Here is a 27,000-nt window from a genome sequence, read left to right as displayed (position 1 = left end):
GGGATGCAGCGCCTGGCCTATAACAGGATGAGAATTTGATGGGTTACCCGGCGCCCCAAGGGCTTTATGATCCGCGCAACGAACACGACTCCTGCGGTGTGGGCTTCGTCGCTCATATTAAAGGCGAAAAATCGCACGCGATCGTAACCCAGGCGCTCGAAATTCTTGCCAATATTGATCATCGCGGCGCTGTCGGCGCCGATCCGCTGCTGGGCGACGGTGCCGGTATTCTCCTGCAGATTCCCGATCCGCTCTATCGCAACTGGGCCGAAGGCGAAGGGCTGACGCTCCCGCCGCTGGGCGAATATGCCGTGGCCATGTGCTTTCTTCCGCAGAACGAGAAAGCGCGCAGCTTCGTTGTCGAACAGTTCGAAAAGTACATTGCCAAGGAAGGGCAGGACCTGATCGGCTGGCGCGATGTGCCGACCACGCTGGACGGTCTGGGCAAGGCGGTACTGGCCTCGATGCCAATGATCCGTCAGGCTTTCATTGCGCGCGGCGCCAACTGCGCCGATCAGGATGCCTTCGAACGCAAGCTGATCACGATCCGCAAGCAATTGCAGAACCCGCTGGCCGAACTGGCGGAAAAGCATGCCATGCCGGAAATCGCCCAGCTTTACATGCCGAGCTTTTCCAGCCGCACCGTGGTGTACAAGGGCCTGCTGCTGGCAAACCAGGTCGAAACCTTTTACGACGACCTGACCAACCCCGACTGCGTCACCGCAATCGGTCTGGTGCACCAGCGCTTCTCGACCAACACGTTCCCGAGCTGGAAACTGGCACAGCCGTTCCGCTTCATCGCCCATAACGGCGAAATCAACACCGTGCGCGGCAACGTCAACTGGATGAACGCCCGCCGCCGCACGATGGAAAGCGAACTGCTCGGCCCCGATCTCGACAAGCTGTGGCCGATCATCCCGCATGGCCAGTCCGACACGGCCTGCCTCGACAACGCGCTCGAACTGCTGCTGGCCGGTGGTTACAGCCTGTCGCACGCGATGATGATGCTGATCCCTGAAGCCTGGGCCAAGAACCCGCTGATGGATCCGGCACGCAAGGCGTTCTACGAATATCACGCCGCGCTGATGGAACCCTGGGATGGCCCGGCTGCCGTGGCGTTCACCGATGGCCGCCAGATCGCGGCCACGCTGGACCGTAACGGCCTGCGTCCGGCGCGCTTCTGCGTGACGCGCGACGATATCGTCTGCATGGCTTCGGAAAGCGGCGTCCTGCCGTTCCGGGAAGAAGACATCATCCGCAAGTGGCGGCTCCAGCCGGGCCGCATGTTGCTGATCGATCTCGCGCAGGGCCGCATCATCGAGGATGAAGAGGTCAAGGCCGAACTCGCCAATGCCGAACCTTATGCCAAGTGGCTCGAGCAGACGCAGTACAAGCTTGAAGATCTCGATATGGTGGAAACCGAGGCGGTGCACGTCCCGGTAGCGACCACCAGCCTGCTCGATCGCCAGCAGGCCTTTGGCTACACGCAGGAAGACATCAACAAGTTCCTCGAACCGATGGCGCGCGATGGCGACGATCCGCTGGGTTCGATGGGCACGGATACGCCGATTGCGGTCCTGTCGGCGCGCCCGCGCATGCTGTACGATTACTTCAAGCAGAACTTCGCACAGGTCACCAATCCGCCGATCGACCCGATCCGCGAAGAACTGGTGATGAGCCTGCTGTCGATGATCGGCCCGCGTCCGAACCTGCTCGGTCGCGATGCCGGTTCGCACAAGCGCCTCGAAGTGATGCAGCCGATCCTGACCGACGAAAACGTCGCCAAGATTCGTTCGGCCGAAGAAACGCTCGACAAGGCGTTCCGCACCAGCACGCTGGACATGACCTGGGATGCCGCCAGCGGCGCCGCAGGCCTTGCCGATGCGATCAAGGATCTCTGCACCGCCGCCACCGAAGCGGTTCTGGCGGACAAGAACATCCTGATCCTGTCCGACCGGGCACAGGGCCCGGATCGCATTCCGATCCCAGCCCTGCTGGCAACGGCTGCGGTCCACCACCACCTCGTCCGTCAGGGCCTGCGCATGCAGACCGGCCTGGTGGTCGAAACCGGCGAAGCGCGCGAAGTGCACCATTTCTGCGCTCTCGCCAGCTATGGCGCAGAAGCCATCAACCCTTATGTCGCCTTCGAAACGCTGGAACAGATCCGCGTCGAGAAGGAAATCGGCCTGTCTGCCGAAAAGGTTCAGCAGAACTATATCAAGGCGATCGGCAAGGGCATTCTCAAGGTCATGTCCAAGATGGGCATCTCGACCTACCAGTCGTATTGCGGCGCGCAGATTTTCGATGCCGTCGGCCTCAACAGCAGCTTCGTGGATCAGTACTTCACGGGCACCGCGACGACGATCGAAGGCATCGGCTTGCTTGAAGTGGCCGAGGAAACGGTCCGCCGCCACGCGGACGCCTTTGGTGACAATCCGATCTACCGCAAGATGCTCGATGTGGGCGGTATGTACCAGTATCGCCTGCGCGGCGAAGACCATGCCTGGACCCCGGCGAACATCGCCAATCTCCAGCATGCCGTGCGTGGCAACGACTGGAAGAACTACGCCGAATTCGCGAAGTCGATCAACGAACAGTCGGAACACCTGCTGACCATTCGTGGGCTGATGGACCTCAAGAAGGCCGACAAGCCGCTCGATCTCTCCGAAGTCGAACCGGCCAGCGAAATCGTCAAGCGTTTCGCCACCGGCGCGATGAGCTATGGCTCGATCAGCTGGGAAGCGCATACCACGCTGGCAGTCGCGATGAACCGCATTGGCGGCAAGTCGAACACCGGTGAAGGCGGCGAAGATCCCAAGCGTTTCCAGCCGCTGCCCGATGGCGATTCGATGCGTTCGGCGATCAAGCAGGTCGCTTCGGGCCGCTTTGGCGTGACCACCGAATACCTCGTCAACTCGGACGATATCCAGATCAAGATGGCGCAGGGTGCCAAGCCCGGCGAAGGCGGCCAGCTGCCCGGCCACAAGGTCGACAAGGTGATCGGCAAGACCCGTCACTCGACCCCGGGTGTCGGCCTGATCTCGCCCCCGCCGCATCACGACATCTACTCGATCGAAGACCTTGCCCAGCTGATTCACGATCTCAAGAACGTGCAGCCCAAGGCGCGCGTTTCGGTCAAGCTGGTGTCCGAAGTCGGTGTCGGCACCGTGGCTGCGGGCGTATCCAAGGCCCGCGCCGATCACGTGACCATTTCGGGTTATGAAGGCGGCACCGGCGCTTCGCCGCTGACCAGCCTGACCCATGCCGGTTCGCCGTGGGAAATCGGCCTGGCCGAAACCCAGCAGACCCTGCTGCTCAACGATCTGCGCAGCCGCATTGCGGTGCAGGTCGACGGTGGCCTGCGCACCGGCCGCGACGTTGCGATCGGCGCGCTGCTGGGCGCGGATGAATTCGGTTTCGCCACCGCGCCGCTGATCGCGGCCGGGTGCATCATGATGCGCAAGTGCCATCTCAACACTTGCCCGGTTGGCGTCGCCACCCAGGACCCGGTGCTGCGTGCGCGCTTCACCGGCGCCCCCGAACACGTCATCAACTATTTCTTCTTCGTGGCTGAGGAACTGCGCCAGATCATGGCGGAGATGGGCTTCCGCACATTGGAAGAAATGGTCGGCCGGGTCGATCGTCTCGACATGAAGAAGGCGATTGCCCACTGGAAGGCGCAAGGCGTGGACCTGTCCCGCCTGCTCTATCAGGTGCCGCTCGAGGCGGGCAAATCGCTCCGCCACACCGGTGGCCAGGATCACGGTCTCGAAAAGGCGCTCGACGTCGACCTGATCGATGCCGCGAAAGGCGCGATCGAAAACGGCGAAACGCTGATTATCGACCGGCCGATCCGCAATGTGAACCGCACCGTGGGCGCCATGCTTTCGGGCCGGATCGCGGAAAAGCACGGCCATGCCGGGCTCAAGCCGGAACAGCTGCGCATCAACCTGTCGGGGGTTGCCGGGCAGAGCTTCGGCGCATGGCTGGCCCATGGCGTCACGCTCGATCTCGTGGGCGATGCCAACGACTATGTCGGCAAGGGCCTTTCGGGTGGCCGCGTGATTGTGCGCCAGCCCGCCGGGGTGGACCGCAAACCGACCGAGAACATCATCGTCGGCAACACGGTGCTTTATGGCGCCATTGCCGGTGAAGCCTACTTGAACGGTGTCGCGGGCGAACGGTTCGCCGTGCGCAATTCGGGCGCCATCGCGGTGGTCGAAGGCACCGGCGATCATGGCTGCGAATATATGACCGGCGGTGTTGTTGTGGTTCTCGGCAAGACCGGCCGCAATTTCGCTGCGGGCATGTCGGGCGGGATCGCCTACGTCTATGACGAAGACGGCCTGTTCGAAAAGCTGTGCAACCCGGCGCAGGTCGATCTGGAAAAGATCGTCCCGCTGCCGAGCGAGGAAGAAGGCCTGGGCCGTCCGCAACAGCGGCCCTCAAGCATTGACGATTTCGGGATCGGCGATCCGCTGTACCACGATGCCGAACGTCTCAAAATCCTGGTTGAGCGGCACAAGCTGCACACCGGTTCGGCCCGTGCGGCCGAACTGCTCGAAGACTGGGATAACGCGCTGACGAAATTCGTGAAGGTTATGCCGCGCGACTACCGCAACGCACTCAAGCTGCTCGAAGCCGAGCGCAACGAAGCCGCCAGCGTGGCTGCGGAATAAGGATCAGGTTCAGACAATGGGTAAGGAAACCGGATTTCTCGAGTACGAGCGGAAAGACCGTGGCTATCTCGATCCGAAGGAACGGGTAAAGAATTACAAGGAATTTGTTGTTCCGCTGGCCGAGGGTGATCTGCGCACCCAGGCGGCGCGCTGCATGAACTGCGGCATTCCGTACTGCCATAACGGCTGCCCGGTGAACAACATGATCCCGGACTGGAACCACCTGACGTATGAAGGCGACTGGCGCGATGCGCTGGAAGTCCTGCATTCGACCAACAACTTCCCGGAATTCACCGGCCGCATCTGCCCCGCCCCGTGCGAGGCGAGCTGCACGCTGAACATCGTCGATACGCCGGTCAGCATCAAGTCGATCGAATGCGCCATTGTCGATCGTGGATGGAAAGAAGGCTGGATCGAGCCGCAAGTCCCGGCGAAGCGCACGGGCAAATCGGTTGCGGTCGTCGGTTCGGGTCCGGCGGGCATGGCCTGCGCCCAGCAATTGGCGCGCGCTGGCCATTCCGTGACCCTGTTCGAAAAGAACGACCGGATTGGCGGACTGCTGCGTTACGGCATTCCCGACTTCAAGATGGAAAAGCATCTGATCGAGCGTCGCAAGAAGCAGATGGAAGCCGAAGGCGTGACAGTACGTACTTCGACCGAAATCGGCGTGGACGTGTCGTTCAGGTCGCTGAAGGAAAACTTCGACGCGGTTGTGCTGTCTGGCGGTGCGGAAGATCCGCGCGGCCTGCAAATCCCCGGGGCGGAACTGCCGGGCCTCCATTTCGCGATGGATTTCCTGACCCAGCAGAACAAGCGCAATGCCGGCGATGATGAACGCACCGCCGCGCCGGACGGTTCGCTGCTGGCAACCGGCAAGCATGTCGTCGTGATCGGCGGCGGCGATACGGGCAGCGACTGCGTCGGCACCTCCAACCGTCAGGGCGCCGCCAGCGTGACCCAGCTTGAAATCATGCCCAAGCCGCCGGTGAAGGAAAACAAGGCTCTGACCTGGCCCGATTGGCCGCTCAAGCTGCGCACCTCGAGCAGCCATGACGAAGGTGTGGACCGCGACTGGGCCGTGCTGACCAAGCGCGTCGTCGGTGAAAACGAGGTCACCGGCCTCGAATGCGTCCGCGTCGAATGGAACAACGGCAAGATGGAAGAAGTGCCGGGCAGCGAATTCACGCTGAAGGCCGACCTGATCTTCCTGGCGATGGGCTTCCTCGGCCCGCGCAAGCCCGGCATGATCGATCAGTCCGGCGTCACCCTGACCGACCGCGGCAATGTCGACGCCAATGTGCAGGACTACAAGACCAGCGAAGACATGGTTTTCGCTTGCGGCGATATGCGCCGTGGCCAGAGCCTGGTCGTCTGGGCGATCCGCGAAGGGCGCCAGTGCGCGCGCGCCGTGGACGAAGCCCTGATGGGGGTCAGCGAACTGCCGCGCTGAGCGGATCGGGGCGCATCGCAACAAACACACACACAGGGCGGCCCTCGGGTCGCCCTGTTCGTTTCTGCATGGCACGAACTGCGACTATGGGCATCGGCGGAAGCGGCGGCCGGAAGAACCGACGCAAGTGGTGTCTGCTTCGTACCTTGCGCATGGGTGCAAAGGCAGAACATGCTACCCTCTGGTCTTGTGCCCGGAATGCGCGCAGTAACGCGCCTATGGCCATCCCCCGCTTTCGCACCGCCTTACTGGCATTTGCCCTGATCCTGCCAACCGCGAGCCCGGCCGCGACACCAGCCGCCGGTCTCTATCGCGGCGATGCAGGCCATGAAGTGGCCGCCGAACTGCTGCTGGGCGAAGACGGGACCTATTACTACGCGCTTTCCGTGGGCGCGCTGGACGAGGAATCGCGCGGGCGCTGGGAAGAGCACGATGGCGTGATCACGCTGATCACCGATCCCAAGCCGGTGCCGCCGCGCTTTGCCCTGTTGACCGATCCCAATGAGCCGGTGCGCACCATGCAGGACCCCCCGCCCTATCTTCTGGTGACCATGCCCAACGGGCGTGGCGTGCCGGGCATCGATTTCATTGTCCACTGCGCCGATGGCACAACGATCAGTGATTATACGCAAGTGGATGGCTGGGGCACCGTTGACGAGGGACCGGGGTGTGACAATCCGCAATGGGTGGAATTGCATGAGGCCATTCATGACATTCATTCGGAGCCGGTAGTCATCCCCGCCGGAACGAAATCCCTGCATTTCCGGTTGATTCCCAACGATGTCGGACAAGTCGATCTGACCGGCGCGATTGCCTCGATCGAGGGGGACAGTCTTCTCCTGATGCAGGAACGCGGTTTGCTCCGTTTCCAGCGCGTGGCCGCAGCGGAAACCCCGGAAAAACCGCCAGAGTAGCGCCTACAACTGCCAGTCGATGGCACCGCGCCCATGCGCTTCGAGAAACGCGTTGGCCTGGCTGAACGGTTTCGATCCGAAAAAACCGCGATGGGCGGACAGTGGGCTGGGATGCACCGATCGCAGGATCAGATGCCGGCTGTTGTCCCGCAGCGCGGGAATGCGCGCCGCCTTGGCCTGTGCGTGGCTGCCCCAAAGGATGAAAACCGATGGCTCGGCACGCTCCGCCACGGCCGCCACAGCCGCGTCGGTAATCGCATCCCAGCCTTTTCCGGCGTGCGATCCGGCCTGTCCCGATTCGACAGTCAACGCATTGTTGAGCAGCAAGACCCCCTGCCGCGCCCATCCTTCGAGATTGCCATGTCCGGGTGGTGCGATCTCCAGGTCGCCGCGCAATTCCTTGAAGATATTCACCAGCGACGGCGGCGGACGCACCCCTTCGGGTACCGAGAAACTGAGCCCGTGCGCCTGCCCCGGCCCGTGATAGGGATCTTGCCCCAGAATCACGACCTTGACCGCATCCAGCGGAGTCAGTTCAAGCGCCCGCAAACGCGTGCCGCGCGGCGGAAAAATGGCTTTTCCCGCGGCTTCTTCCGCCCGCAACCAGCCCCCCAGTTTCCGCGCTTCTGCGGTGTCCAGGGCAGGTTGCACGGCAGGCTGCCAGCTTGAAGGAACGGTGTCGCTCATTCGACCTGCCTAACGCGTTGCGCAAATCCTTGCCAGCCGGGGCTTTCGCTCCTGCACAGATAAGCCTAGGGAACCCTCATGGCTGTCTATTTTCATGAAGAAGATCTGCCCGAGGGCGTGCTTGCGCCCGGGCCGGTTGCCGTCGATACCGAAACCATGGGGCTGATCACCCCGCGCGATCGTTTGTGCGTGGTGCAGATCAGCGACGGAAAGGGTGACGAACACCTGATCCGTTTCGGTGTGAACAGCGCTTACGATGCGCCCAATCTCAAGGCGGTGCTGGCTGATCCGGAACGGGTGAAAATCTATCACTATGCCCGATTCGATCTTGCCGCGATCCAGCATTATCTGGGCGTGATGGCGGCACCGGTGTTCTGCACGAAGATCGCCAGCAAGCTGACCCGCACCTATACCGACCGTCACGGCCTGAAAAATCTCGTGAGCGAGCTTCTGGGCAAGGAAATTTCCAAGCAGCAGCAATCGAGCGACTGGGGCGCCCCGGTGCTGAACGATGCGCAGCGGGAATATGCGGCATCCGACGTGCGCTATCTACACCAGTTGCGCGATGTGTTCGTGGAACGGCTGGCACGCGAAAACCGCACGCATATCGCACAGGCCTGCTTCGATTTTCTTCCGGCGCGCGCGCTGCTTGATCTGGCGGGCTGGCCGGAACACGATATATTCAGCCACGAATGAGTAGTATCACCCCGCAAGCATGAGCGAACAGGCCGACATCATCCGCGACAGCCGGCGCGTTATGGCAGCCCCCGGCGGGGCGCATGATCGGCTGGTCGGTTTTCTTTCGAAGGCCCTGCCTGCGGCGATCGGCGTGCTCGTGGCCCTGATGGTGCTGTTTCCCTTCGCCCCGCGCGGCGACATCAGCTTTCTGCTCGATCGCAACGACGTGGCCGTGATCCGCGACCGGTTACGCGTGGACGATGCGATGTATCGCGGGATCGACAACAAGGGTCGCCCTTTTTCGCTGACCGCCGGGCAAGCCGTGCAGCGCAGTTCGCGCGAGGGCATCGTCCGCATGGAAGACCTGAAGGCACGCATCCTGCTGTCTGACGGGCCTGCGGTCATTTCCGCCGACAACGGCCGTTACGACATCGACAAGGATGTGGTTTCGGTGGACGGGCCGGTCAGCTTTACCGCATCGGACGGATATCGCATGGTCGCCCGCGATGTTGCGATCAATCTGGGCACGCGCAAACTGCTTGGCCAGGGCAGAGTGGAAGGTGCCCTCCCCGCCGGCACGTTCAGCGCCGATCATATTTCTGCCGATCTTGGCGAGCGGGTTGTTGCCCTTTACGGCAATGCGCGCCTGCAGATGGTTCCCGGCAAACTGAGGATGCCGCAATGACAATGAAGCGCCACGCATTTACCTCCCTCCGCTATGCCGCGGCCGGTTTTGTGCTGACTCTGACGGCAATGGGCGGGGTGCAGCTCTATGCCCAGGCGCTGAAAGGCCATAACACGAAGGCCCCGGTCAATTTCGCAGCCGACCGGATCGAATTGCAGGACCGGCAGGACCGCGTGGTGCTGTCGGGCAATGTCGACATCACGCAGGGGGAACTGCGGCTGAAGGCGGCCCGTACCACGGTGGACTATACCAATGCCGGTTCGCTGACCGTGCAACGGATTACCGCAACCGGCGGTGTCAATGTCACGCGCGGCACGGAAAGCGCGCAGGGCAATGTCGGGATTTACGACTTCAACAACCGGGTCATCACGCTGGTCGGCAATGTCGCCCTGCGCCGTGGCGGCGATACGTTGAATGGCCAACGCCTGACCATGGATCTCGATACCGGGGTGTCCAGTGTCGACGGGCGCGGCGGTGCGGGTGGCGGAACCAACGGTGGCCGTGTAACCGGGACCTTCTCGGTCCCAGGCTGACGTACGCTTCCCAACAGCACAGCCCATGGTCGTACCAGTCAGGCCTGCCCTGGCGGCAGGGCTTCGCATCGCTATGTGATTTTCCATTTTCCTACACGCCCAGCCGTGTGTAGCTGGATTCGGGTCTTTCGCCACAATGCAAAGGATCCGCGATGCAGCCTCCCTTCCCGATCTCCGCGCCTGCCGGTTACGCCCCCGCTTTCGCGCTGGGTTATGCCGACGAAACAGGCACACTGGCCCTTGTGACCGGGGCAACGCCCCTGCCCGTTCGGATGACGGATACGGACGAACCGGGCGCCGCTGCCCCGCCGCTTGAAGGCAGTACCACGGGCGCCTTTCTCGAAGGGCCTTTCCAGCCCCGGCCGGATACACCGGTAATCCTGGCATTATGGGGCACATGGGAAGGAACCGTGCAACTGGAGCGCACGGCAACCGGCGGAGCGCCGCGCCTGCCGACCACGATGGCGGGCGAGCCTTGGGGCACATTCACCGCCAATGCCTGCGAACCGGTGTGGGTGGAAAACGAGCCGACAGCAGAACTCTATCTCGCGATTACCGTCACGTCCGGCACCCTCCATTACCGGATCGCACAATGAGCGCGCCCGATCTCATCGCACGCGGCATGGCGTCAGCGGCCCTCCGGCAATCCCGCGCCAGTGCGAGACCCCCGGGGTGGACCCAGATCGCCGCGATTGCCCCGACAGGCACAGCATTGGCGGAATTTACGGCGATCCCCTCAGGCTTTGCCGATCTGATCCTGTCGCTTGAAGGAGTCAGCCACGACAATGCCAGCAACACCAGCCTGACCATCGCGTTATCGGGTGATGGCGTGACATTCAGCACCGCCGCGACAATCGCCGCGAGCGCCGCCGCCGTGGTGACATGGCACGGCGCGGTCGAATTGTGCCGTTACACCGCCAATGCCGGAATGGGGAAAGCCGCGATCGGCAATCTCGCCACGACCCCGGCCAGCGCCTCTGTCTCCAGCACTTTTGCCTGGCGCGTCAATGGCGGCATAAAGGCCGTTCGGCTTGCTCCCGCCGCGGGATTGTTCGATGCTGGAACGATCGGCCTTTACGGGCGCTAGCGAAAGTCAGCGTTTATCGGAAGCCGCGCGGGCAATTTCGGCCAGTTCCTGCGCCAGCAATATTTCCGCCGACTGGTTGTTGGACATCAGCGTGCGGTGCAGCGCCACGAGCCGTTGCACCAGCCGTTCCAGCCGCCGCCCCTGCCAACGGCGCAGTTGCACCGCGAGATCGCGTTTATCGCGGAAGAATATCCGCCGCGCCCGGGTTTCCTGTTCCAGCAAGGCCGCCACATCGCCCCGGGGGCCCACTTTCGCCGCGAGTTGCGCAAGTTGCGCCGCGCGACGTTCAAAGGCCAGCAAGAGGCCCACAGGATTGAGAGAAAGATCGCGCATGCGCTTCAATTCACCCGCAAGGCGGGAAACTTCGCCCGACAGCACCGCATTGACGAGTGGCATGAAACCATCTTCTTCCGTCTTCGCGCCAATCGCGTCGAGCGCTTCGGCATCGGCCGTGCGCGGGGCCTGCGCACTGGCGTCAAGAAAGGTTGCCAGCTTGGTCACTTCCGACTGTGCCAGCCGGACATCGAGACCGGACGACCGGGCAATCCGTTCCGCCAGATCGCCGCCCAGCCGCACCCCGGCCGCATCGGCCATCTGCCGTACGGTTGACGTCACGGCGGCAAGATCGGGCGGGTAGAACATGGCCACCAGGCAATCGTCCCGCGGTTCGAGCAACTTGGCCGTGCGCGACTTGTCCGTGGCGGCCCCGGCAACGATCAGCACGGGGCAAGCGGCGCCTTCGCCCGCATCCTTGGTTTCGAGCAGAATTTTCAGCGCATCGTGCGCTTCATCGCCATTGGCGCGGATCAGGATATGGCGATTGCCGCCGAACAACGAGGTTGAACGCGCCTCGTCCCCCAGGCGCACCGGATCGCGCCGCAGTTCCGCGCCCGACAGTTCCACCCGTTCACCCGGATCGTCGAGCATCGCGGCAATCCTGTCCGCCGCCATCGATGCGCCAGCTTCATCCTGTCCGCAGAAGAAGAAAACCCCGCATTGCCGCACCGCCTTGGGGGCGGAGGCGGCAAAATCGCGCTGCGTCGCCTTCACTTGGCCGCCTGTTCCCGGCGGTTCATGCGCAATGCGATGCTCGTCACGATCCGGTCAGCCAGATCGCGGGCGAGGTTTTCGCGCGCTGTCTGTTCCGCAGCGATAATTGCATATTCGGAACTGACCACATCGATCCCCGCATCGGAACCCGCAGTGGCATCCAGCACGGTTTCGCCGTTCGTCGCATCGACCAGTTGATAGCGGGCGCGCAGGGTAAACCGTTCACGACCGATCGTGTCGTTGCCCAGCAGGCCCAACCCGGTCAGGTCTTCGTCGAGCTTCACCGTCAGCACATAACGCGCCGCGCCCTGATCCACCCCGCTGGGGGCCAACCGATCGCGCAGGGCATTGCGCAGCAACCAGCCTGCCCGCCCTTCGATCGGGACGACGTCGACATTGGCCAATCCGCGTGCGATCGCCCCCTTGCTACCCCCGGCATACATCGGTTGCAGCCCGCATCCCGCCAGCGCGGTGCAGGCCACAGCCAGAAGAAGCGGGGTCAACCGCTTCATGCGACGATATTCACCAAACGGTCGGGCACCACGATCACCTTGCGCACCTGGGCTCCATCCAGCGTACGCTGCACTTTCTCGGAAGCCAGTGCAAGCGCCTCAAGCTCTTCATTGGGCAGGCCTTTGGCAACGGTCAGCGTATCGCGCAGCTTGCCCTTGACCTGCACCGCCACAGTAACCTCGTCCTCCACCAGCAAGGCCGGATCGACATCCGGCCAGGCGGCATCGGCAATCAGCCCGGCATGACCGGCCTGTGCCCAGGCTTCTTCGGCAAGGTGCGGCATCATTGGCGAGGCCAGCAGCAGAATTGTGCGAATCGCATTCGACCGGCTGGCCGAAGGACCGGCCTTGTCGACCGCCGACGCCAGTTCGTAGATCCGCGCCACCGCCTTGTTGAACGACAGCGCCTCGATATCGTCGGCAATGGCGGCAACAGCCTGATGGGTCTTGCGATCCAGCGCCTTGTCTTCGCCCACGGCCTGCGCGTCGTACTGGGCGAACAGGCGCCACAGGCGCTGCACGAAACGCCAGCAACCTTCGATCCCGGCTTCCGACCACGGCAGATCGCGTTCGGGCGGGCTGTCCGACAGCATAAACCACCGCACCGCATCGGCGCCATAACGCGCGACAATCTCGTCCGGGTCGACGACGTTCTTCTTCGACTTGGACATCTTGATCACGCGGCCCACATCGACCGGTGCACCATCCGTCTTAAGCACGGCACTATCGCTTCCGCGATCGATCTCGCCTGGGCTGAAATAGACCGGCTGGCCATTGCCGGGATCGACACGCGAATAAGTTTCGTGCGTGACCATGCCCTGCGTAAACAGGCTGGCAAACGGTTCCGCGAAATCGATCTTGCCGATATGTTGCAGCGCGCGCGTCCAGAACCGGGCGTAGAGCAGGTGCAGGATCGCATGTTCGATCCCGCCGATATACTGTTCCACCGGCAGCCACTTGGCCAGTTCTTCCCGGTCGAACGGCTTGTCCGACGGCTGGCTGGCGAAGCGGAGGAAATACCACGAACTGTCGACAAATGTGTCGAGCGTATCGGTTTCCCGTTCCGCCTTGCCGCCGCATTTGGGGCAATCGACATGTTTCCAGGTCGGATGGCGCAGCAGCGGATTGCCCGGCGTCGAGAAATCGACATCCTCAGGCAGCGTTACCGGCAACTGTGCCTTGGGCACGGGGACAACACCGCATGTCCCGCAATGGACGAACGGAATCGGCGTGCCCCAGTACCGCTGGCGCGAAACGCCCCAGTCACGAAGGCGCCACACGGTTGTGCCGTTGCCCCAGCCGCCAGCTTCGGCGCGGGCGATGACATCCGCCTTGGCGGCTTCGACATCCATCCCGTCAAGGAACTGTGAATTCACCAGCGTACCCGGCCCGGTATAGGCTTCATCGCCGGCAAACACCCGATCGGTGTCAAAACCTTCGGCGATGACGCGCGTCACCGGCAAGGCGTATTTACGGGCGAAATCGAGATCGCGCTGATCGTGTGCCGGACAACCGAACACCGCCCCGGTGCCGTAATCCATCAGCACGAAATTGGCGATGTAGAGCGGCAGCGCCTGATCCTGGAACGGATGGCGAAGACGCAGGCCGGTATCGTATCCGAACTTTTCCTGCGTTTCGATCTCGGCCGCGGTCGTGCCGCCCTGACGGCATTGCTCGACAAAGGCAGCGGCATCGGGATTGCCGGCGGCGAGCGCCTGCGCAACCGGGTGATCCGCCGCAATCGCCACGAAACTGGCGCCGAAAATCGTGTCCGGACGGGTAGTGAAGACCTCGATCTCCGCATCCTTGCCCGGTTCGAACAGGGTGACGTTCGGGCCTTCCCCTTCTGCGGAAGGGATAACCTGGAAACGGAATTGCAGGCCCTGGCTCTTGCCGATCCAGTTTTCCTGCATCAGGCGCACCTTGTCGGGCCAGTTTTCCAGCCCGCCCAATCCGTCGAGCAGATCCTGGGCAAAATCGGTGATTTTCAGGAACCACTGGCTCAGCTTGCGCTTTTCCACCAGCGCGCCCGAGCGCCAGCCGCGCCCGTCGATCACCTGTTCGTTGGCCAGCACGGTCTGGTCAACCGGATCCCAGTTGACCGCGCTTTCCTTGCGATAGACCAGCCCGCCTTCATAGAGATCGAGAAACAGCGCCTGTTCCTGACCGTAATAATCCGGTTCGCACGTGGCGATTTCGCGGCTCCAGTCGAGCGCGAAACCGAGGCGCTTGAGCTGCGCCTTCATGTTGGCGATATTTTCCCGCGTCCATCCGCCCGGATGCACGCCCTTTTCCATGGCCGCGTTTTCCGCCGGCATGCCGAAAGCATCCCACCCCATCGGGTGCAGCACTTCATGGCCGCGCATCCGCTTGTAGCGGGCCAGCACATCGCCCATCGTGTAATTGCGGACGTGGCCGATATGGATGCGCCCCGAAGGATAGGGGAACATCTCCAGCACGTAGCTTTTCGGCTTCGAGCTGTTGCTGTCGGCCTTGAAGCTTTGCGCGTCTTCCCACGCACGCTGCCAGCGCCCGTCGGCCAGCGACGGGTTAAAACGGTTCTCGCTCATAATTTTGTATCGCCCGCGCGGCGTCAGCCGGCGATAGCCGACCGCCGCAATTCACGCGCCTTGGTCAGAATGATATCTTCCAGCTTCTGGATCGTAGCGGCCTCAATCGGCGCTTCCACCCAGGTTCCGCCACCGACCGCGACCTGGCGGCTGGCTGCAACACGCAGAGCATCGGCGCGCAGATCCTGATCCAGAATCGTCACGGATACTTTCATGCGTTCCGCCGGATTGCGGGGATTGGCGTACCAGTCCGTCACGATCACGCCGCCAGCACTGTCCGTCTGGAGCAAGGGCATGAACGAGAGTGTTTCGAGGCTGGCTTTCCAGAGATAGGCATTCACGCCGATCGTGGTGACCTTGGCGGCTGCGATATCGGCCTTCGGCCGCTCTTTCTTGCCGCATGCGCCAAGGCTGGCAAGCGCGGCGGCGACAAGCAGAGCCTGGCCAGCGCGGCGGGCAAAATGGGTGCGGGGTTTGCTGCTGACAATATTCAAGACCGTGTTCCCGTATCGAATGGGGCAGCAGCCGCACTAGGGACTCCCGCCAGTCATGGGTTCGCCTCTATAGCCCACAGGTGCGCGGCGGCAAGGGCCAACGGCCAGACGGCCGGGAACAAGCCATGAGAAATGCACATAAGCCCGCCGGACCGGGAACATCGCAACGCGATTTTGTGTGCCCTTTGCAACAGTTCGCAAAAAGACTCAGCGAATGGCCGCAAAGGCTGGAATTTCGCGACAGATTGCGTATTGTATATCGGAAGAACATCTCCCTGCCCCAAGACCGTCGAGTCGACAGGGCAAGGCAGGGGCAAACGTTCTCGCAATAGTATTGGGGAGCCGCCACCCGAAATCAACGGGTTGGCAGGTAAAAGAGGTGACGTAAAAGTGTCCAACAGGGTTCACAAGGCCAAGCTACGCAGCGGTATTTCCGCAGCGATGCTCGGTGCCACCGTGGCCCTTGCACTTGCTATCCCCAGCGCGGGCTTCGCCCTTGTCGGTTCGAACAGCAAAAGTGTCAGCCTCGCCGCACGCGGCAGCTTCGCATCCTTCACACCGGCGTCGGTCGATCCTCGCATGGCCAGGCTGGTGGCGGAACATGGCGCCACAGGCGGACGTCTGATGCGCTTTACCCCGGCGGGCGGGTTCAACCGTCCGGACCGTTCGGTGACCGTCGCCGTGCGCGTGGATGACAAGGTGGCGCGCGCGATTTCCGTGCGCACCACGATTGCCGCGGCACAGGGCAAAGTCGGCCAGAACACGGTTCTGATCACGCCGACCCGTTACGATCTGGGTATGGCCCGCGATTATCGCAGCTTCGCACAGCCGGTTCTGCAACAGAGCGAACTGCGCAAGATCGATATGCCCGATCTGTCCACCTTCAAATCGGGCAAGGGCGAAGCAACGGCCAAGCCGGGCCGCTTCTCCGCGCATATCGATATTGAAGAACAGGGCCCCACAGGCCGCGCACCGCGCACGTTGGAAGCGATGAATGGCCAACGGCTTGATGTCGGCGGCAGTTACCGCGTCACCCGCAATCTCGATGTGACGGCCGGTGTGCGATATTCGCAGGAACGCGATCGTCTCGGCCCGCTGACCGATCAGGAAAGCCAGGCCGTTTACGTCGGTACCCAGTTCCGTTTCTAAGCGAAATTCGGTTCATCCAAAAAACATCATCTAAATAACTTTATGCGCCATTGTGCGCTTGCCGGGTCATGGCCGTTTGCATACTCTCCTTCCTGTTGGGACCAACAGAGAGGAGCCTTTATGGCGAAAGTGGCTATCGTTACGGGCGGTACGCGCGGCATTGGTGAAGGCATTTGCCTTGCACTCAAGGAGCAGGGACGGACCGTCGTTGCCAACTATGCCGGCAACGATGACAAGGCGCGCGCTTTTACCGATAGAACAGGCATACCGGCATACCGATGGGATGTGGGTGATCACGCCGCCACCATGGAAGGCTGCAAACGGATCGAGGCCGAGATCGGGCCGATCGATATCGTCGTGAACAACGCCGGGGTCACGCGCGATGGTGTCTTGCACAAGATGAGCTGGGAAGACTGGGATGACGTGATCCGGATCAACCTCGGCGGCTGCTTCAACATGGCCAAGGCGACATTCCCCGGAATGCGGGACCGCGGCTGGGGCCGCGTCGTCAATATCGGCTCCGTCAATGGTCAGGCGGGCCAATATGGGCAGGTCAACTATGCTGCCGCGAAATCAGGCATTCACGGATTCACCAAGGCATTGGCGCAGGAAGGCGCAAAGTTCGGCGTAACCGTCAACGCCATCGCACCCGGTTATATCGATACCGATATGGTCGCCGCAGTGCCCCAACCGGTGCTGGACAAAATCATCGCGCGCATTCCCATCGGGCGCCTCGGCCATGCCTCGGAAATTGCCCGCGGCGTCAGCTTCTTCACAGCGGATGACGCGACCTTCGTCACCGGTTCGACCATGTCGATCAACGGCGGACAACACATGTACTGATCAGCGAGGAAAGTGCCGGGCATCCGTCCGGCACTTTCATAGTGCTTGATCCCCGTTCGCGCGCCGGGCAGGACACAGCATGGCCACGCATTATCATCCTCCGGTGAAACGGTCCGTGGAGATTGCCGGACACAAGACATCCATCAGTCTCGAACCGGTTTTCTGGGACATGCTGAAAGAGGCCTCTGCCCGGCTCGGCATTCCGCTCAACGCGCTGATTGCGCGAATCGATTCGGAACGCATTCAGGCCGAAACGCCGCCCGGACTGGCGGGTGCCCTGCGCCTTTGGCTGGTGGCGCAATTACGCGCGGGCACGATCTCTCAGTAATTGCCGGGCGGATCGCTTGCCGGAAAACTTTCATCCGATTGTTGGTCGGCGGTCGTCCATTCGCGTTTCGGTTTGTCGCGCATGGCCTTGGGCCCCGCATCGCGTACCTGGGAAAAGTTTTCCTTGTCGGTTTCGCCACTAGCAAACGCGGGCTGGCCGCTATGGCTCTTCTTGCCGGATAGATAGCGAAAACCGGCATAACCTGCGGCAGCAAGCGCTGCGAGTTTGATCATAAAGCTCATAGTCGAAACTCCTCTGCTTTGCCGTTCAACGCATGAGAGGCAGAGAAGCTCCGATATATAAGACCTAGCCGTCGCCCACACGCTCCACCTGAGCGCCCAGCAGAGAGAGTTTCTCTTCCAGCCGTTCATATCCACGATCGAGGTGATACAGGCGATGCACCTGCGTCTGGCCTTCCGCCGCCAGACCGGCGATCACCAGGCTCATCGATGCGCGCAGATCGGTTGCCATGACTTCGGCACCCGTAAGCTTCGGAACCCCATGCACGATCGCCGTGCGACCCGAGGTTTCGATATTCGCCCCCATGCGGTTCAGTTCGGGTACGTGCATGTAACGGTTTTCGAAAATGGTTTCGGTCAGGACACTGGTCCCTTCCGCGCGGCACAGCAGCGCCATCAATTGCGCCTGCATGTCCGTGGCAAAGCCGGGGTAGGGCGCGGTCGACGCGGTGACCGGCCTGATTGGCCCATCGGCGGAAACATGCATGCCGCCGTCAACCGCCTCTACGGTAACGCCCGCATCGCGCAAGACCTGCACCGTGGCTTCCATTTCTTCGAAATTGGCGCCTTTCAGGGTGACTTCACCGCCGGTAATCGCGGCAGCGCAGGCATAGCTCCCGGCTTCGATCCGGTCGGACATCACCCGATAGGTGGCGCCGTGCAACCGTTCGACCCCATGCACGGTCAGATCCGATGTCCCGATACCTTCGATCTGGGCGCCCATCGCTTCGAGCATACGGCACAGATCGATGATTTCGGGTTCACGCGCCGCGTTGTGGAACGTGCTGGTGCCCCGCGCGAGAACTGCGGCCATCAGGGCATTTTCCGTCGCCCCGACCGAGACCACCGGGAACGTGTACCGGCCACCGGGCAAGCCGCCATCCGGCGCAATCGCCCGAACATACCCGGCTGCCAGTTCGATCTGGGCGCCGATCGCTTCGAGAACCTTGAGATGCAGATCGATCGGGCGGTTGCCAATGGCGCACCCGCCGGGGAGCGAAACGGTCGCCTCACCCGCACGCGCCAGCATCGGCCCCAGCACCAGAATCGACGCGCGCATCTTGCGCACCAGATCATAGGGCGCGGTGGTGGAGGTGACGCGCGTGGCCTGCAACGTCATCACCCGGCCGAAATCTTCAGGCCGCGCACCGGCAATTGCGGTGGACACCCCGAATTGCGTCATCAGATGCTGGAAACCGTCAATATCCGCCAGACGCGGCAGATTCCGCAATGTCAGCGGCTCTTCCGTCAGCAGCGCGCAAGGAAGCAGGGTGAGAGCGGCATTCTTCGCGCCCGAAACGGGAATGGTGCCCGAAAGGCGTTTCCCGCCTTCAATAATGATCTTGTCCATGGACAGCATTTAGCGCGATTTCCAGCCGGAGCAAGGCAAGTGCGCAGTTGACGCCGTCTAAACCCACCGCCTACCTCTGCCAGTATGACGAAACGTAAACCGATCAGAAAAGCCGTCTTCCCTGTCGCAGGATTGGGCACACGCTTCCTTCCGGCAACCAAGGTTATTCCGAAGGAAATGCTGCCGATCGTCGATCGGCCGCTGATCCAGTATGCGGTGGATGAAGCGCGCGAGGCGGGCATCGAACAGATGATCTTCGTCACCGGGCGCGGCAAGACCTCGATCGTCGAACATTTCGATGTGGCGTTTGAACTGGAATCGATGCTGCGCGAACGCGATAAGGACATGGCCGTACTCGAACCAACCCGGGCCGTGCCGGGCGATGTGATCGCCGTGCGACAGCAGGTGCCGCTTGGGCTGGGCCACGCCATCTGGTGCGCGCGCGCCATTGTCGGCGACGATCCGTTTGCCATTTTCCTGCCCGATGAACTGATGATCGGTTCGCCCGGCTGCATGAAGCAGATGATCGACGCCTATCATGAAGTCGGCGGCAATCTGATTAGCGTGCTGGAAGTTCCCCGCCACGAAGTGTCCAGTTATGGCGTGATCGATCCCGGCCCCACGCTGGACAGGCTCTGCGGGAAACTGACCGAAGTCAAAGGGCTGGTTGAAAAACCACCCGTGGATCAGGCACCCTCCAACAAGATCATATCAGGGCGCTATATCCTGCAGCCCGAAGTGATGCGGACGCTCGAAAATCAGGAAAAGGGTGCGGGCGGCGAAATCCAGCTGACCGATGCGATGGCCCGCATGATCGGCACCCAACCCTTTCACGCGGTGACGTTCGATGGCCGCCGCTTCGACTGCGGCAGCAAGCTCGGCTTCGTGGAAGCGACACTGTCCCTCGCGCTCGAACGGGAAGATATGGGCGCAGATGTACGGGCCATGGTGGAACGGCTGCTCGCCAGCTAGGGCACAAGCCCGCATATATCCACGCCGCGGTGTTCCGTTCGCTGCGCAATTCGGGGCCCAATCCGGGGCACGGATGGAAGCAGGGCACCGGGCGTTACGCGGGCCGTATATATGACAAGGCCCGGGACTTGCCCGGGCCGTCTGTCATTCCGATTGTTTGGAAACTTATTCGGGGCCGCCCTTGCCACCTTCGCCGCGCGCCAGAGCGAAAGCCTGCTGGGCTGTGGTTTCGACCATATAGGGGATCGGGTTGACGGCAACGCCGGCCACACGGACTTCGTAGTGCAGATGCGGGCCGGTGGAACGGCCGGTCGAACCGATATAGCCGATCAGGTCGCCTTTGCGGACCCGTTGGCCAGCGGCCACAGTGTAACCCGAAAGGTGGCCATAACGGGTCTGGAGACCTGCGCCATGTTCGATCTGGATATAGTTGCCGTAGCTGCTGAACCACTGGGCCATGCCCACGGTGCCATCGGCGGTCGCATAGACCGGGGTTCCGGTCGGGCCAGCGAGATCCACGCCCTTGTGTGCGCGGCGACCGCCAAGCACGGGGTGTGTACGCATGCCGTAATCGCTGGAGAGCCGCACGTTTTCAACCGGCATACGCGAGGGAACGGCCACTTTGGCAGCGTTGGTGATCACCGCCGGTGCATCCATGTCTTCCCAGCTGGAGAACAGCTTGCGGAACTGGGTGTCACCTTCGTTAAAGCTGGAACCGTCCGATGCGTGTGCCGGAGCAGCCGCCATCACGATCATTGCACCAGCCAAAGCAACAAGTGCGGAAGTGAGCTTCTTTGCGATCGGGAAAATCATGTCTCGCCGCATCGTCCTCTTTTTCCGGCACCACGCTGGATGCCGCGCTAACCCGTTTTCCACGACCAGATCCCGGTCCCGGAAAAAAATGAATGAAGACGATGGAACCCCCCGCCGTCTCGTGAGTTTGTTCTAACTTGACGGAATCGACTCAGGCAATGGCTGCGTAGAAATCTCGCGACAAACCGGCTGCAAGACGCGCTGAGTCGTTGAATGGCGGCTTAATCGCGCCGCCAAAGTACCGCCCGACCAGCTCTTTCCAATGAGATTCCGGTGCTTTTTGCTTATTTGCGCACCATGCGACGAAATGCGTTGTGCCGATCCGCACATGACGAATTTCGTCGTCAAGTATTCTTTGCAGGATACGCGAACCGGTAACGTCCCCGCTGTCCAGAACACGGGTAATCGTGGCGGGCGTGACGTCGAGTCCGCGCGCTTCGAGCACCATCGGCACCACGGCCAGCCGCGCGGCGACATCGTGGCGTGTCTTTTCCGCCGCCTCCCACAATCCGGCATGCGCGGGCAAATCGCCATAAGTGCTGCCCAGCACCCGGAGATGGCGTTGCAGAATGGCGAAATGCATCGCTTCATCCGCGGCGACTGACAGAAAATCGCCGACAAAGCCGGGCCCCATCTGTGCACCGAAGCGGCCGGCCATATCGATCGCCAGATCGATGGCGACGAATTCGATATGCGCCAGCGCATGCCACAGGGCGATTCGCCCGCGTTCCGACCCGCCGCGCCCGCGCTTCGGCATACGATTCGGGGGGAGCAGTTCCGGCCGGGCAGGCCGTGCGGGGCTGTCCGGCATAGCCACATCGAAAGTGAAATCGAGGCGGCCGAGCCGCCAGTCACGCGCCACCGCCCGCGCGGCCATGACCTTGCCGCCGGGATCGGCAGTGAGAAGAACGGAACGCAGGGCAGCACCAAGGGAAGCGGACATGATAGACCGGGGGCAGGAACAGCGTCAGAGCGCCCGCGCCGCCTCCAGCACTTGGGCGGCATGGTCCTTGACCTTGACCTTGCGCCAGACCCGGACAATCCGCCCTTCGGCATCGACGAGATAAGTCGTGCGTTCCATGCCCATGTAAGTCCGGCCATACATGTTCTTCTCGACCCAGATGCCCAAGGCATCGGCAAGCCCGTCGACAATCGGATCGGATGCGAGGGACACGGCCAGATCATGCTTTGCGATGAATTTCTGATGGCGCGCGGGGGCATCCTTGCTCACCCCCAGCAAGGCAACCCCGGCCTTGGCGAAATCGCCCGCCAATGCGCTGAAATCCTTGTTTTCGGTGGTGCAGCCGGGGGTATCGTCCTTCGGATAGAAGAACAGGACCAGTGGCTTCCCGCGATAGGCGGACGGTTTGACGCTTGCGCCTCCGGGCGTTTCCAGCGCGATGTCCGGCACCAGGTCGCCAATATCGGGGCGGTTACTCATCATCGATCTCCAGAACTTGGCCAAATGTCTCTTGCCATGCGGCGGCAACACAGCGCCGCGCCGCGGCAAATTGCTGCAACAGCGCCGTCGAATCCGCGCAGCCGCAATTGCGCGCCAGGGCGAGCGCCGCAGCCGGGGGCGGCATGGCCGCGTCGGGCGCCAGCAGGCGCGAGCTGATCAACAGCCGGGTCATCAGAATATGCGCATCGCGCAGCGCCATGGGCAGTAGCCCGGCGTCAATCAGCGCGTCGCGCGCGCCGAATACGTCAGGCGAAAAACCGACATGGTCGCGTAGCTGAAGATAGTGGATCATGAACTCCACATCCACCAGCCCGCCCCGCGCCAGCTTGGCATCGAGCACGCCCTTGGGCTGTTTGTGCGCGGCCATTTCGTCGCGCATCTTCAACACGTCCTGCTTCAGCTTGACCGGATCGCGCGGGGCACCCAGCACCCTGCGGATCACATCCGACAGCGCGGTTTTCCCGGCTTCCGAGCCATAGAGCGGGCGAGCCCGCGCCAGCGCCATATGCTCCCACGTCCACGCATCCTCGCGCTGATAGCGCGCGAAGCTCTCGAGACTGACGGCCAGCGGCCCCTGCGCGCCTTGCGGCCGCAAACGCGTGTCGACTTCGTATAGCGCGCCTTCCGCTGTCGGGACGCTCAGCGCGGCGCTGACCCGTTGGGCCAGCCGATTGAAATAGAGTGATGCGCCCAGCGGCCTGCGCCCATCGGATTCCCCGCCCGCGCCGTCGGTGAACAGGTAGACGATGTCGAGATCGGACGCGTGGGTCAGCGCACCACCGCCAAATCGGCCCAGCCCCATGACCAGCAATTCCGATCCCGGAACATGGCCGTGATTTGCGGCGAATTCCTCGCACGTGGCATTGGCGCAGACCTGCAACGCGGCCTCGGCCGTCCGCGCCAGCGCCTCTGCAATGGCCAGCGGATCGTTCGCCGCCTCGATCAGTTGCACGCCCAGCGCGAAGCGCACTTCGCCCACGACGCGGCGCACACGGTCGAGAATCGCCTGATAATCGTCACCCTCTTCGCACCGCGCCATGCGCGCGGCCAGTTCTTCCACCGAACCGGGCAGATCGAGCGCGGTGGTGTCGATCAGCGCATCCAGCAGATCGGGCCGCCGTACCAGTGCTTCGGCCAGCGGCGGAGACATGGTGAGAATGCCGAGAAGCTGCGCAAACAGGCCGGGGCGCGCCTCCAACAAGCGGAATAGGTTAACACCAGTTGGTAATTTAACCAAAAAGGTTTCCCAGCGCAGCAGCGCACCATCGGGATCAGGCGCCGCAGCCAGCGCGGCGAGCAGCGTGGGTTCAATCGCGGCAAAGGCCGCACGGGCGGCTTCGCTGCGCAAGGCCCGCACGCGTCCATCGGACCAACTGGCCACCCGCGCGGCGACATCATCAGGCTTGGCAAAACCCAAGGCCCCCAGGCGGTCCGCCAGATTCCCGCTTTCCGGCAAGGCAGACCCGGCCGCGCCGCCTGCGGTCTGCCCCGTCTGTTCCAGCAGCGAATCGAAGCGCTGCCCGACCGCGTCGGTGATAACGGTCAATTCCGCCAGCAGGGCCGCGCCATCGGGCAAGCCATCCAGCCGCGCGACGCCATCCAGCGCCGCGGAGTCTTTCGGCAGATTGTGCACCTGATGATCGGAAACCATCTGCAGCCGGTGCTCCACCACCCGCAGGCGATCGTAACTGTCGCCCAGAACCTGCGCATCTTCTGCCGCAATAATGCCTTCGTCCGCCAGCGCATCGAGCGCGGCCCGTGTGCCCCGCACGCGCAGCGACGGGCGCCGCCCGCCGTGAATCAGTTGATGCGTCTGGGCGAAGAATTCGATCTCGCGAATCCCGCCGCGCCCGCGCTTCAGATCGTATCCCGGCCCCGGCACGACCGGTCCGCCGTAATGCGACCGGATACGGCCGATCAGCCGCCCGATCTCTGCAATCGCGCCGAAATCGAGGCTCTTGCGCCAGACGAAGGGGCGGATCGCGCCGAGAAATTCTTCCCCGCGCGGAACATCACCGGCTGCGGCCCGCGAACGAATAAAGGCCGCCCGTTCCCATGCGAGGGCCGACGATTCGTAATGCGTCAGCGCCGCACCCACCGAAATCGCCAGCGGGGATACTTCAGAAGCAGGGCGCAACCGCAAATCGACCCGGAACACATAGCCATCCGCAGTGAGGTGCGAGAGCATTTCCACCAGGCGCCGGGCAACACGCTGCGCCGCCTCGCCCGGTTCATCCCGTTCGCGGCGGGGCAATGCCTGCGGATCGTAAAGCAGAATGGGATCGATATCCGACGAATAGTTCAATTCGCGCGCGCCGTGCTTGCCCAGCCCGATGGCGAAGAACCCTTCCGGATCGGCATCGGGGGCACGCTCGCGAATCGCCGCGTCGATCGCCACATCCAGCGCACGGTCGGCAAAACTGGACAGCGTCTCCATCACTTCGGTCAGCGAAAAGGCTCCGGCAAGATCGCCGATCGCCAGTGCCGTGGCCAGCCCCCACCGTTCACGACGCAAGGCAATGCCGGGATTTTCTTCATGCGCGCCCGCGCTCCGCGCCCAGGCCAGCGCCTCGTCCCGCCGCCCGGCGGCGAGCAGTGCTTCCAGCTCAGGCTGGCGATCCAGCCCCAGCGTCAGAAACGGCGAGTATGCCCTGGCTCTCGCAATCGCATTGTCCCAATCGGCGCTCATGCGCAACGCCTGCCCGACACCGCGCGCAAGAGCAAGACCCGCGCTTGTTCACAGCCACGCGGTCTGTCACAGAAGGTATACCATCGCACAAGGAATGGGTGCCCGATGATCCGCCGTTTTGCCGTCCTGATCGCCGCGCTGGGCCTGGCCGCCTGCGCCGCGTCCGGCGACGTGCCACAAGCGTCCGGCCCGCCGCTGCCGCAGGTGGCAAACGGGCCGATCGCCATCGAGACCATGCAGGAGGTCACCCGGACCCTTTCCTCCGACGCGTTCGAAGGCCGCGCGCCCGGGACACCGGGTGAAGAAAAGACGCTGGCCTATCTGGTGCAACGTTTCACGGCGGCCGGGCTGAAACCCGGCAATCGCGTGGCCAAGCGGGCAAGCTGGTTTCAGGATGTGCCGCTGGTCGAAATCACCGCCTCACGCTACGATCCGCTGGTGATCGAGGGTGCGGACGAACCGCTGCGCTACGATTTCGGGACCGACTGGGTCGGGGTCAGTTACCGCACGCAAAAGCGCATCGATCTGTTGCAGAGCGAGCTGGTCTTTGTCGGATACGGGATCAATGCCCCGGAAAAAGGCTGGAACGACTATGCCGGGATCGACATGCGCGGAAAAACCGCCGTCATCCTGATCAACGATCCGGATCACGCATCGGGCAATACCAAGGGCCTGTTTGGTGGCAAGGCCATGACCTATTACGGGCGCTGGACCTACAAGTTCGAGGAAGCCGCGCGGCAGGGGGCCGCCGCCGCACTGATCGTGCACGATACCATTCCAGCCGCCTATGGCTGGAACGTGGTGCAATCGGGATGGTCGGGGCCACAATCCTATGCCGCGCGCGATGATGGCGGGAAGGGGGAAGCGCTGGTCAACGGCTGGGTCCAGAAAGATGCCGCCAGAACCATCCTTGCCGCGGCAGGGCAGAATCTCGACGGTCTGGTGCAGGCTGCCGGAAAACCGGGCTTCCGCGCCGTGCCCCTGCGACTGACCGCGAAGACCGGATTCGACAACGCGATCCGCCGCTATACCTCGCGCAATGTCATCGGTGTGCTGCCGGGTGTCTCGCGCCCCAACGAATACGTTCTCTACACCGCGCACTGGGATCATCTCGGGCGCTGTCCGGCCGATGCCACGGGCGATGACATCTGCAACGGCGCGATCGACAACGCCACCGGCACGGCCGCGCTGGTCACCTTGGCCGAAGCCTTTGCCAAAGCGGGGGCACCTGCCCGCAGCATCGCCTTTATCGCAGTCACGGCAGAGGAACAGGGCCTGCTGGGGTCGGACTATTACGCCACCCATCCGGTATTCCCGCTGGCGCAGACTGTCGCCGGGATCAATATGGATGCGCTTTCGCTGGCTGGCCCGGCAAAAGACGTGATCGTGGTCGGCAACGGCAAATCCCGGCTGGATGCCTATCTCGCCGCGGCCTTGGCGAAAGAGGGGCGCCGGGCCACCCCGGATCGTTCGCCGGAGAAGGGTTTCTACTACCGGTCGGACCACTTCAGTTTTGCCAAGCGCGGCGTGCCGATGCTCTATTTCGATGGCGGGGAAGATCTTGTGCACGGCGGGCAGGCGGCAGGGGCGGCCTATGCGCGCGCTTACGAAAACCGCTATCACGCGCCGGGTGATGAATACGATCCGGCATGGGACTGGCGCGGGGTGGCACAAGACCTCCAGCTCAACTATCTGGTGGGGCGTATGCTTGCCGAAACCCGCGAATGGCCCAACTGGAACAAGGGCGATGAATTCCGCCGCATCCGCGATGCAAGCTGCGCCGCGCCGGGCGGCTGCTGACACATACAGGAACAG

General features: G+C 62.7%; 24 protein-coding genes. 13 read left to right on the top strand and 11 right to left on the bottom strand.

Annotated features, from left to right (window positions below):
* Nucleotides 1-38 precede the first annotated feature (38 nt).
* The 3 genes from gltB to EGO55_RS09550 all read left to right on the top strand — a co-directional run bounded on the left by gltB (nucleotide 39) and on the right by EGO55_RS09550 (nucleotide 7,043).
* Nucleotides 39-4,679 (top strand): glutamate synthase large subunit, encoded by a 4,641-nt coding sequence (gltB, locus tag EGO55_RS09560; protein WP_021689641.1) that lies wholly within the window; start codon nucleotides 39-41, stop codon nucleotides 4,677-4,679.
* Between the two features lie 16 nt (nucleotides 4,680-4,695).
* Entirely contained in the window at nucleotides 4,696-6,129 is a 1,434-nt protein-coding gene (locus tag EGO55_RS09555; RefSeq protein WP_021689642.1) for a glutamate synthase subunit beta, read from the top strand.
* 218 nt (nucleotides 6,130-6,347) lie between these two features.
* On the top strand, nucleotides 6,348-7,043 hold the full coding sequence (locus EGO55_RS09550; RefSeq protein WP_021689643.1) for a hypothetical protein: 696 nt from the start codon (nucleotides 6,348-6,350) through the stop codon (nucleotides 7,041-7,043).
* Nucleotides 7,044-7,046: 3 nt separating this feature from the next.
* Here the strand turns inward: EGO55_RS09550 and ung are convergent, their stop codons facing one another.
* Nucleotides 7,047-7,730 carry a uracil-DNA glycosylase gene (gene ung, locus EGO55_RS09545; RefSeq protein WP_021689644.1) on the bottom strand — a complete coding sequence of 228 codons (684 nt, stop codon included), beginning with the start codon at nucleotides 7,728-7,730 and terminating at the stop codon, nucleotides 7,047-7,049.
* A 78-nt stretch (nucleotides 7,731-7,808) separates the two neighbouring features.
* Between ung and EGO55_RS09540 the strand changes: the two genes are divergently transcribed.
* The 5 genes from EGO55_RS09540 to EGO55_RS09520 all read left to right on the top strand — a co-directional run bounded on the left by EGO55_RS09540 (nucleotide 7,809) and on the right by EGO55_RS09520 (nucleotide 10,713).
* Nucleotides 7,809-8,426 (top strand): ribonuclease D, encoded by a 618-nt coding sequence (locus EGO55_RS09540; protein ID WP_021689645.1) that lies wholly within the window; start codon nucleotides 7,809-7,811, stop codon nucleotides 8,424-8,426.
* Nucleotides 8,427-8,445: 19 nt separating this feature from the next.
* Entirely contained in the window at nucleotides 8,446-9,093 is a 648-nt protein-coding gene (locus EGO55_RS09535; RefSeq protein WP_021689646.1) for a hypothetical protein, read from the top strand.
* A gap of 2 nt (nucleotides 9,094-9,095) precedes the next feature.
* Nucleotides 9,096-9,626, top strand: a complete 531-nt coding sequence (gene lptA, locus EGO55_RS09530) for a lipopolysaccharide transport periplasmic protein LptA (protein WP_040715237.1) — start codon at nucleotides 9,096-9,098, stop codon at nucleotides 9,624-9,626.
* 152 nt (nucleotides 9,627-9,778) lie between these two features.
* A complete protein-coding gene (locus EGO55_RS09525) occupies nucleotides 9,779-10,222 on the top strand; it encodes a hypothetical protein (protein ID WP_021689648.1) in 444 nt (147 codons plus the stop codon).
* A complete protein-coding gene (locus tag EGO55_RS09520; RefSeq protein ID WP_021689649.1) occupies nucleotides 10,219-10,713 on the top strand; it encodes a hypothetical protein in 495 nt (164 codons plus the stop codon). Before EGO55_RS09525 ends, EGO55_RS09520 begins: the two co-directional genes overlap by 4 nt.
* A 6-nt stretch (nucleotides 10,714-10,719) precedes the next feature.
* Here EGO55_RS09520 and holA read toward each other — a convergent pair whose 3' ends face one another.
* Genes holA through EGO55_RS09500 form a run of 4 tightly spaced genes read right to left on the bottom strand, consistent with a single transcriptional unit; the run spans nucleotide 10,720 to nucleotide 15,282 of the window.
* Nucleotides 10,720-11,763: a DNA polymerase III subunit delta gene (gene holA / locus EGO55_RS09515; protein ID WP_021689650.1), complete on the bottom strand. Its 1,044-nt coding sequence runs from the start codon at nucleotides 11,761-11,763 to the stop codon at nucleotides 10,720-10,722.
* Nucleotides 11,760-12,275, bottom strand: a complete 516-nt coding sequence (gene lptE, locus EGO55_RS09510; protein WP_021689651.1) for an LPS assembly lipoprotein LptE — start codon at nucleotides 12,273-12,275, stop codon at nucleotides 11,760-11,762. Before lptE ends, holA begins: the two co-directional genes overlap by 4 nt.
* Nucleotides 12,272-14,845 carry a leucine--tRNA ligase gene (leuS, locus tag EGO55_RS09505; protein WP_021689652.1) on the bottom strand — a complete coding sequence of 858 codons (2,574 nt, stop codon included), beginning with the start codon at nucleotides 14,843-14,845 and terminating at the stop codon, nucleotides 12,272-12,274. Before leuS ends, lptE begins: the two co-directional genes overlap by 4 nt.
* Nucleotides 14,846-14,868: 23 nt before the next feature.
* Nucleotides 14,869-15,282, bottom strand: coding sequence for a DUF3576 domain-containing protein (locus tag EGO55_RS09500; RefSeq protein WP_040715389.1), 414 nt, complete (start codon nucleotides 15,280-15,282; stop codon nucleotides 14,869-14,871).
* A 447-nt stretch (nucleotides 15,283-15,729) separates the two neighbouring features.
* Between EGO55_RS09500 and EGO55_RS09495 the strand changes: the two genes are divergently transcribed.
* The 3 genes from EGO55_RS09495 to EGO55_RS09485 all read left to right on the top strand — a co-directional run bounded on the left by EGO55_RS09495 (nucleotide 15,730) and on the right by EGO55_RS09485 (nucleotide 17,659).
* Nucleotides 15,730-16,488, top strand: a complete 759-nt coding sequence (locus EGO55_RS09495) for a hypothetical protein (protein WP_021689654.1) — start codon at nucleotides 15,730-15,732, stop codon at nucleotides 16,486-16,488.
* 120 nt (nucleotides 16,489-16,608) lie between these two features.
* Nucleotides 16,609-17,331, top strand: a complete 723-nt coding sequence (gene phbB, locus EGO55_RS09490) for an acetoacetyl-CoA reductase (RefSeq protein WP_021689655.1) — start codon at nucleotides 16,609-16,611, stop codon at nucleotides 17,329-17,331.
* 79 nt (nucleotides 17,332-17,410) lie between these two features.
* Nucleotides 17,411-17,659: a ribbon-helix-helix domain-containing protein gene (locus tag EGO55_RS09485; RefSeq protein ID WP_021689656.1), complete on the top strand. Its 249-nt coding sequence runs from the start codon at nucleotides 17,411-17,413 to the stop codon at nucleotides 17,657-17,659.
* Here EGO55_RS09485 and EGO55_RS09480 read toward each other — a convergent pair.
* On the bottom strand, nucleotides 17,653-17,901 hold the full coding sequence (locus EGO55_RS09480) for a hypothetical protein (RefSeq protein ID WP_021689657.1): 249 nt from the start codon (nucleotides 17,899-17,901) through the stop codon (nucleotides 17,653-17,655). The genes EGO55_RS09485 and EGO55_RS09480 overlap by 7 nt on opposite strands.
* Nucleotides 17,902-17,965: 64 nt before the next feature.
* Complete coding sequence (murA, locus tag EGO55_RS09475; protein ID WP_040715391.1) at nucleotides 17,966-19,249, bottom strand: UDP-N-acetylglucosamine 1-carboxyvinyltransferase; 1,284 nt, start codon at nucleotides 19,247-19,249, stop codon at nucleotides 17,966-17,968.
* 84 nt (nucleotides 19,250-19,333) lie between these two features.
* Between murA and EGO55_RS09470 the strand changes: the two genes are divergently transcribed.
* Nucleotides 19,334-20,221 carry a UTP--glucose-1-phosphate uridylyltransferase gene (locus EGO55_RS09470; RefSeq protein WP_021689659.1) on the top strand — a complete coding sequence of 296 codons (888 nt, stop codon included), beginning with the start codon at nucleotides 19,334-19,336 and terminating at the stop codon, nucleotides 20,219-20,221.
* Nucleotides 20,222-20,386: 165 nt separating this feature from the next.
* Here the strand turns inward: EGO55_RS09470 and EGO55_RS09465 are convergent, their stop codons facing one another.
* From EGO55_RS09465 to EGO55_RS09450, 4 genes are all read right to left on the bottom strand, one after another.
* Nucleotides 20,387-21,034, bottom strand: a complete 648-nt coding sequence (locus EGO55_RS09465; protein ID WP_021689660.1) for a M23 family metallopeptidase — start codon at nucleotides 21,032-21,034, stop codon at nucleotides 20,387-20,389.
* 151 nt (nucleotides 21,035-21,185) lie between these two features.
* Nucleotides 21,186-21,977, bottom strand: a complete 792-nt coding sequence (locus EGO55_RS09460) for a ferritin-like domain-containing protein (RefSeq protein ID WP_021689661.1) — start codon at nucleotides 21,975-21,977, stop codon at nucleotides 21,186-21,188.
* Between the two features lie 24 nt (nucleotides 21,978-22,001).
* Nucleotides 22,002-22,475: a peroxiredoxin gene (locus EGO55_RS09455; protein ID WP_021689662.1), complete on the bottom strand. Its 474-nt coding sequence runs from the start codon at nucleotides 22,473-22,475 to the stop codon at nucleotides 22,002-22,004.
* Nucleotides 22,468-25,185, bottom strand: coding sequence for a bifunctional [glutamine synthetase] adenylyltransferase/[glutamine synthetase]-adenylyl-L-tyrosine phosphorylase (locus tag EGO55_RS09450; RefSeq protein WP_021689663.1), 2,718 nt, complete (start codon nucleotides 25,183-25,185; stop codon nucleotides 22,468-22,470). The genes EGO55_RS09455 and EGO55_RS09450 overlap by 8 nt, the downstream gene beginning before the upstream one ends.
* A 105-nt stretch (nucleotides 25,186-25,290) precedes the next feature.
* Between EGO55_RS09450 and EGO55_RS09445 the strand changes: the two genes are divergently transcribed.
* Entirely contained in the window at nucleotides 25,291-26,985 is a 1,695-nt protein-coding gene (locus tag EGO55_RS09445) for a M28 family metallopeptidase (protein WP_021689664.1), read from the top strand.
* The last annotated feature ends 15 nt before the right edge of the window (nucleotides 26,986-27,000 follow it).

The sequence above is a fragment of the Caenibius tardaugens NBRC 16725 genome (assembly GCF_003860345.1).
Classification (GTDB): Bacteria; Pseudomonadota; Alphaproteobacteria; order Sphingomonadales; family Sphingomonadaceae; genus Caenibius; species Caenibius tardaugens.
Note: the sequence above shows the minus strand (reverse complement) of the source record. Positions and strands in the feature narration are given on the sequence as shown.

Bases quoted from the DNA above. Each gene is read 5' to 3' on its own strand.
- gltB (WP_021689641.1), top strand. From the start codon at position 39: ATGGGTTACCCGGCGCCCCAAGGGCTTTATGATCCGCGCAACGAACAC.
- EGO55_RS09555 (WP_021689642.1), top strand. From the start codon at position 4,696: ATGGGTAAGGAAACCGGATTTCTCGAGTACGAGCGGAAAGACCGTGGC.
- EGO55_RS09550 (WP_021689643.1), top strand. From the start codon at position 6,348: ATGGCCATCCCCCGCTTTCGCACCGCCTTACTGGCATTTGCCCTGATC.
- ung (WP_021689644.1), bottom strand. From the start codon at position 7,730: ATGAGCGACACCGTTCCTTCAAGCTGGCAGCCTGCCGTGCAACCTGCC.
- EGO55_RS09540 (WP_021689645.1), top strand. From the start codon at position 7,809: ATGGCTGTCTATTTTCATGAAGAAGATCTGCCCGAGGGCGTGCTTGCG.
- EGO55_RS09535 (WP_021689646.1), top strand. From the start codon at position 8,446: ATGAGCGAACAGGCCGACATCATCCGCGACAGCCGGCGCGTTATGGCA.
- lptA (WP_040715237.1), top strand. From the start codon at position 9,096: ATGAAGCGCCACGCATTTACCTCCCTCCGCTATGCCGCGGCCGGTTTT.
- EGO55_RS09525 (WP_021689648.1), top strand. From the start codon at position 9,779: ATGCAGCCTCCCTTCCCGATCTCCGCGCCTGCCGGTTACGCCCCCGCT.
- EGO55_RS09520 (WP_021689649.1), top strand. From the start codon at position 10,219: ATGAGCGCGCCCGATCTCATCGCACGCGGCATGGCGTCAGCGGCCCTC.
- lptE (WP_021689651.1), bottom strand. From the start codon at position 12,275: ATGAAGCGGTTGACCCCGCTTCTTCTGGCTGTGGCCTGCACCGCGCTG.
- leuS (WP_021689652.1), bottom strand. From the start codon at position 14,845: ATGAGCGAGAACCGTTTTAACCCGTCGCTGGCCGACGGGCGCTGGCAG.
- phbB (WP_021689655.1), top strand. From the start codon at position 16,609: ATGGCGAAAGTGGCTATCGTTACGGGCGGTACGCGCGGCATTGGTGAA.
- EGO55_RS09485 (WP_021689656.1), top strand. From the start codon at position 17,411: ATGGCCACGCATTATCATCCTCCGGTGAAACGGTCCGTGGAGATTGCC.
- EGO55_RS09480 (WP_021689657.1), bottom strand. From the start codon at position 17,901: ATGAGCTTTATGATCAAACTCGCAGCGCTTGCTGCCGCAGGTTATGCC.
- murA (WP_040715391.1), bottom strand. From the start codon at position 19,249: ATGGACAAGATCATTATTGAAGGCGGGAAACGCCTTTCGGGCACCATT.
- EGO55_RS09470 (WP_021689659.1), top strand. From the start codon at position 19,334: ATGACGAAACGTAAACCGATCAGAAAAGCCGTCTTCCCTGTCGCAGGA.
- EGO55_RS09465 (WP_021689660.1), bottom strand. From the start codon at position 21,034: ATGATTTTCCCGATCGCAAAGAAGCTCACTTCCGCACTTGTTGCTTTG.
- EGO55_RS09460 (WP_021689661.1), bottom strand. From the start codon at position 21,977: ATGTCCGCTTCCCTTGGTGCTGCCCTGCGTTCCGTTCTTCTCACTGCC.
- EGO55_RS09455 (WP_021689662.1), bottom strand. From the start codon at position 22,475: ATGAGTAACCGCCCCGATATTGGCGACCTGGTGCCGGACATCGCGCTG.
- EGO55_RS09450 (WP_021689663.1), bottom strand. From the start codon at position 25,185: ATGAGCGCCGATTGGGACAATGCGATTGCGAGAGCCAGGGCATACTCG.
- EGO55_RS09445 (WP_021689664.1), top strand. From the start codon at position 25,291: ATGATCCGCCGTTTTGCCGTCCTGATCGCCGCGCTGGGCCTGGCCGCC.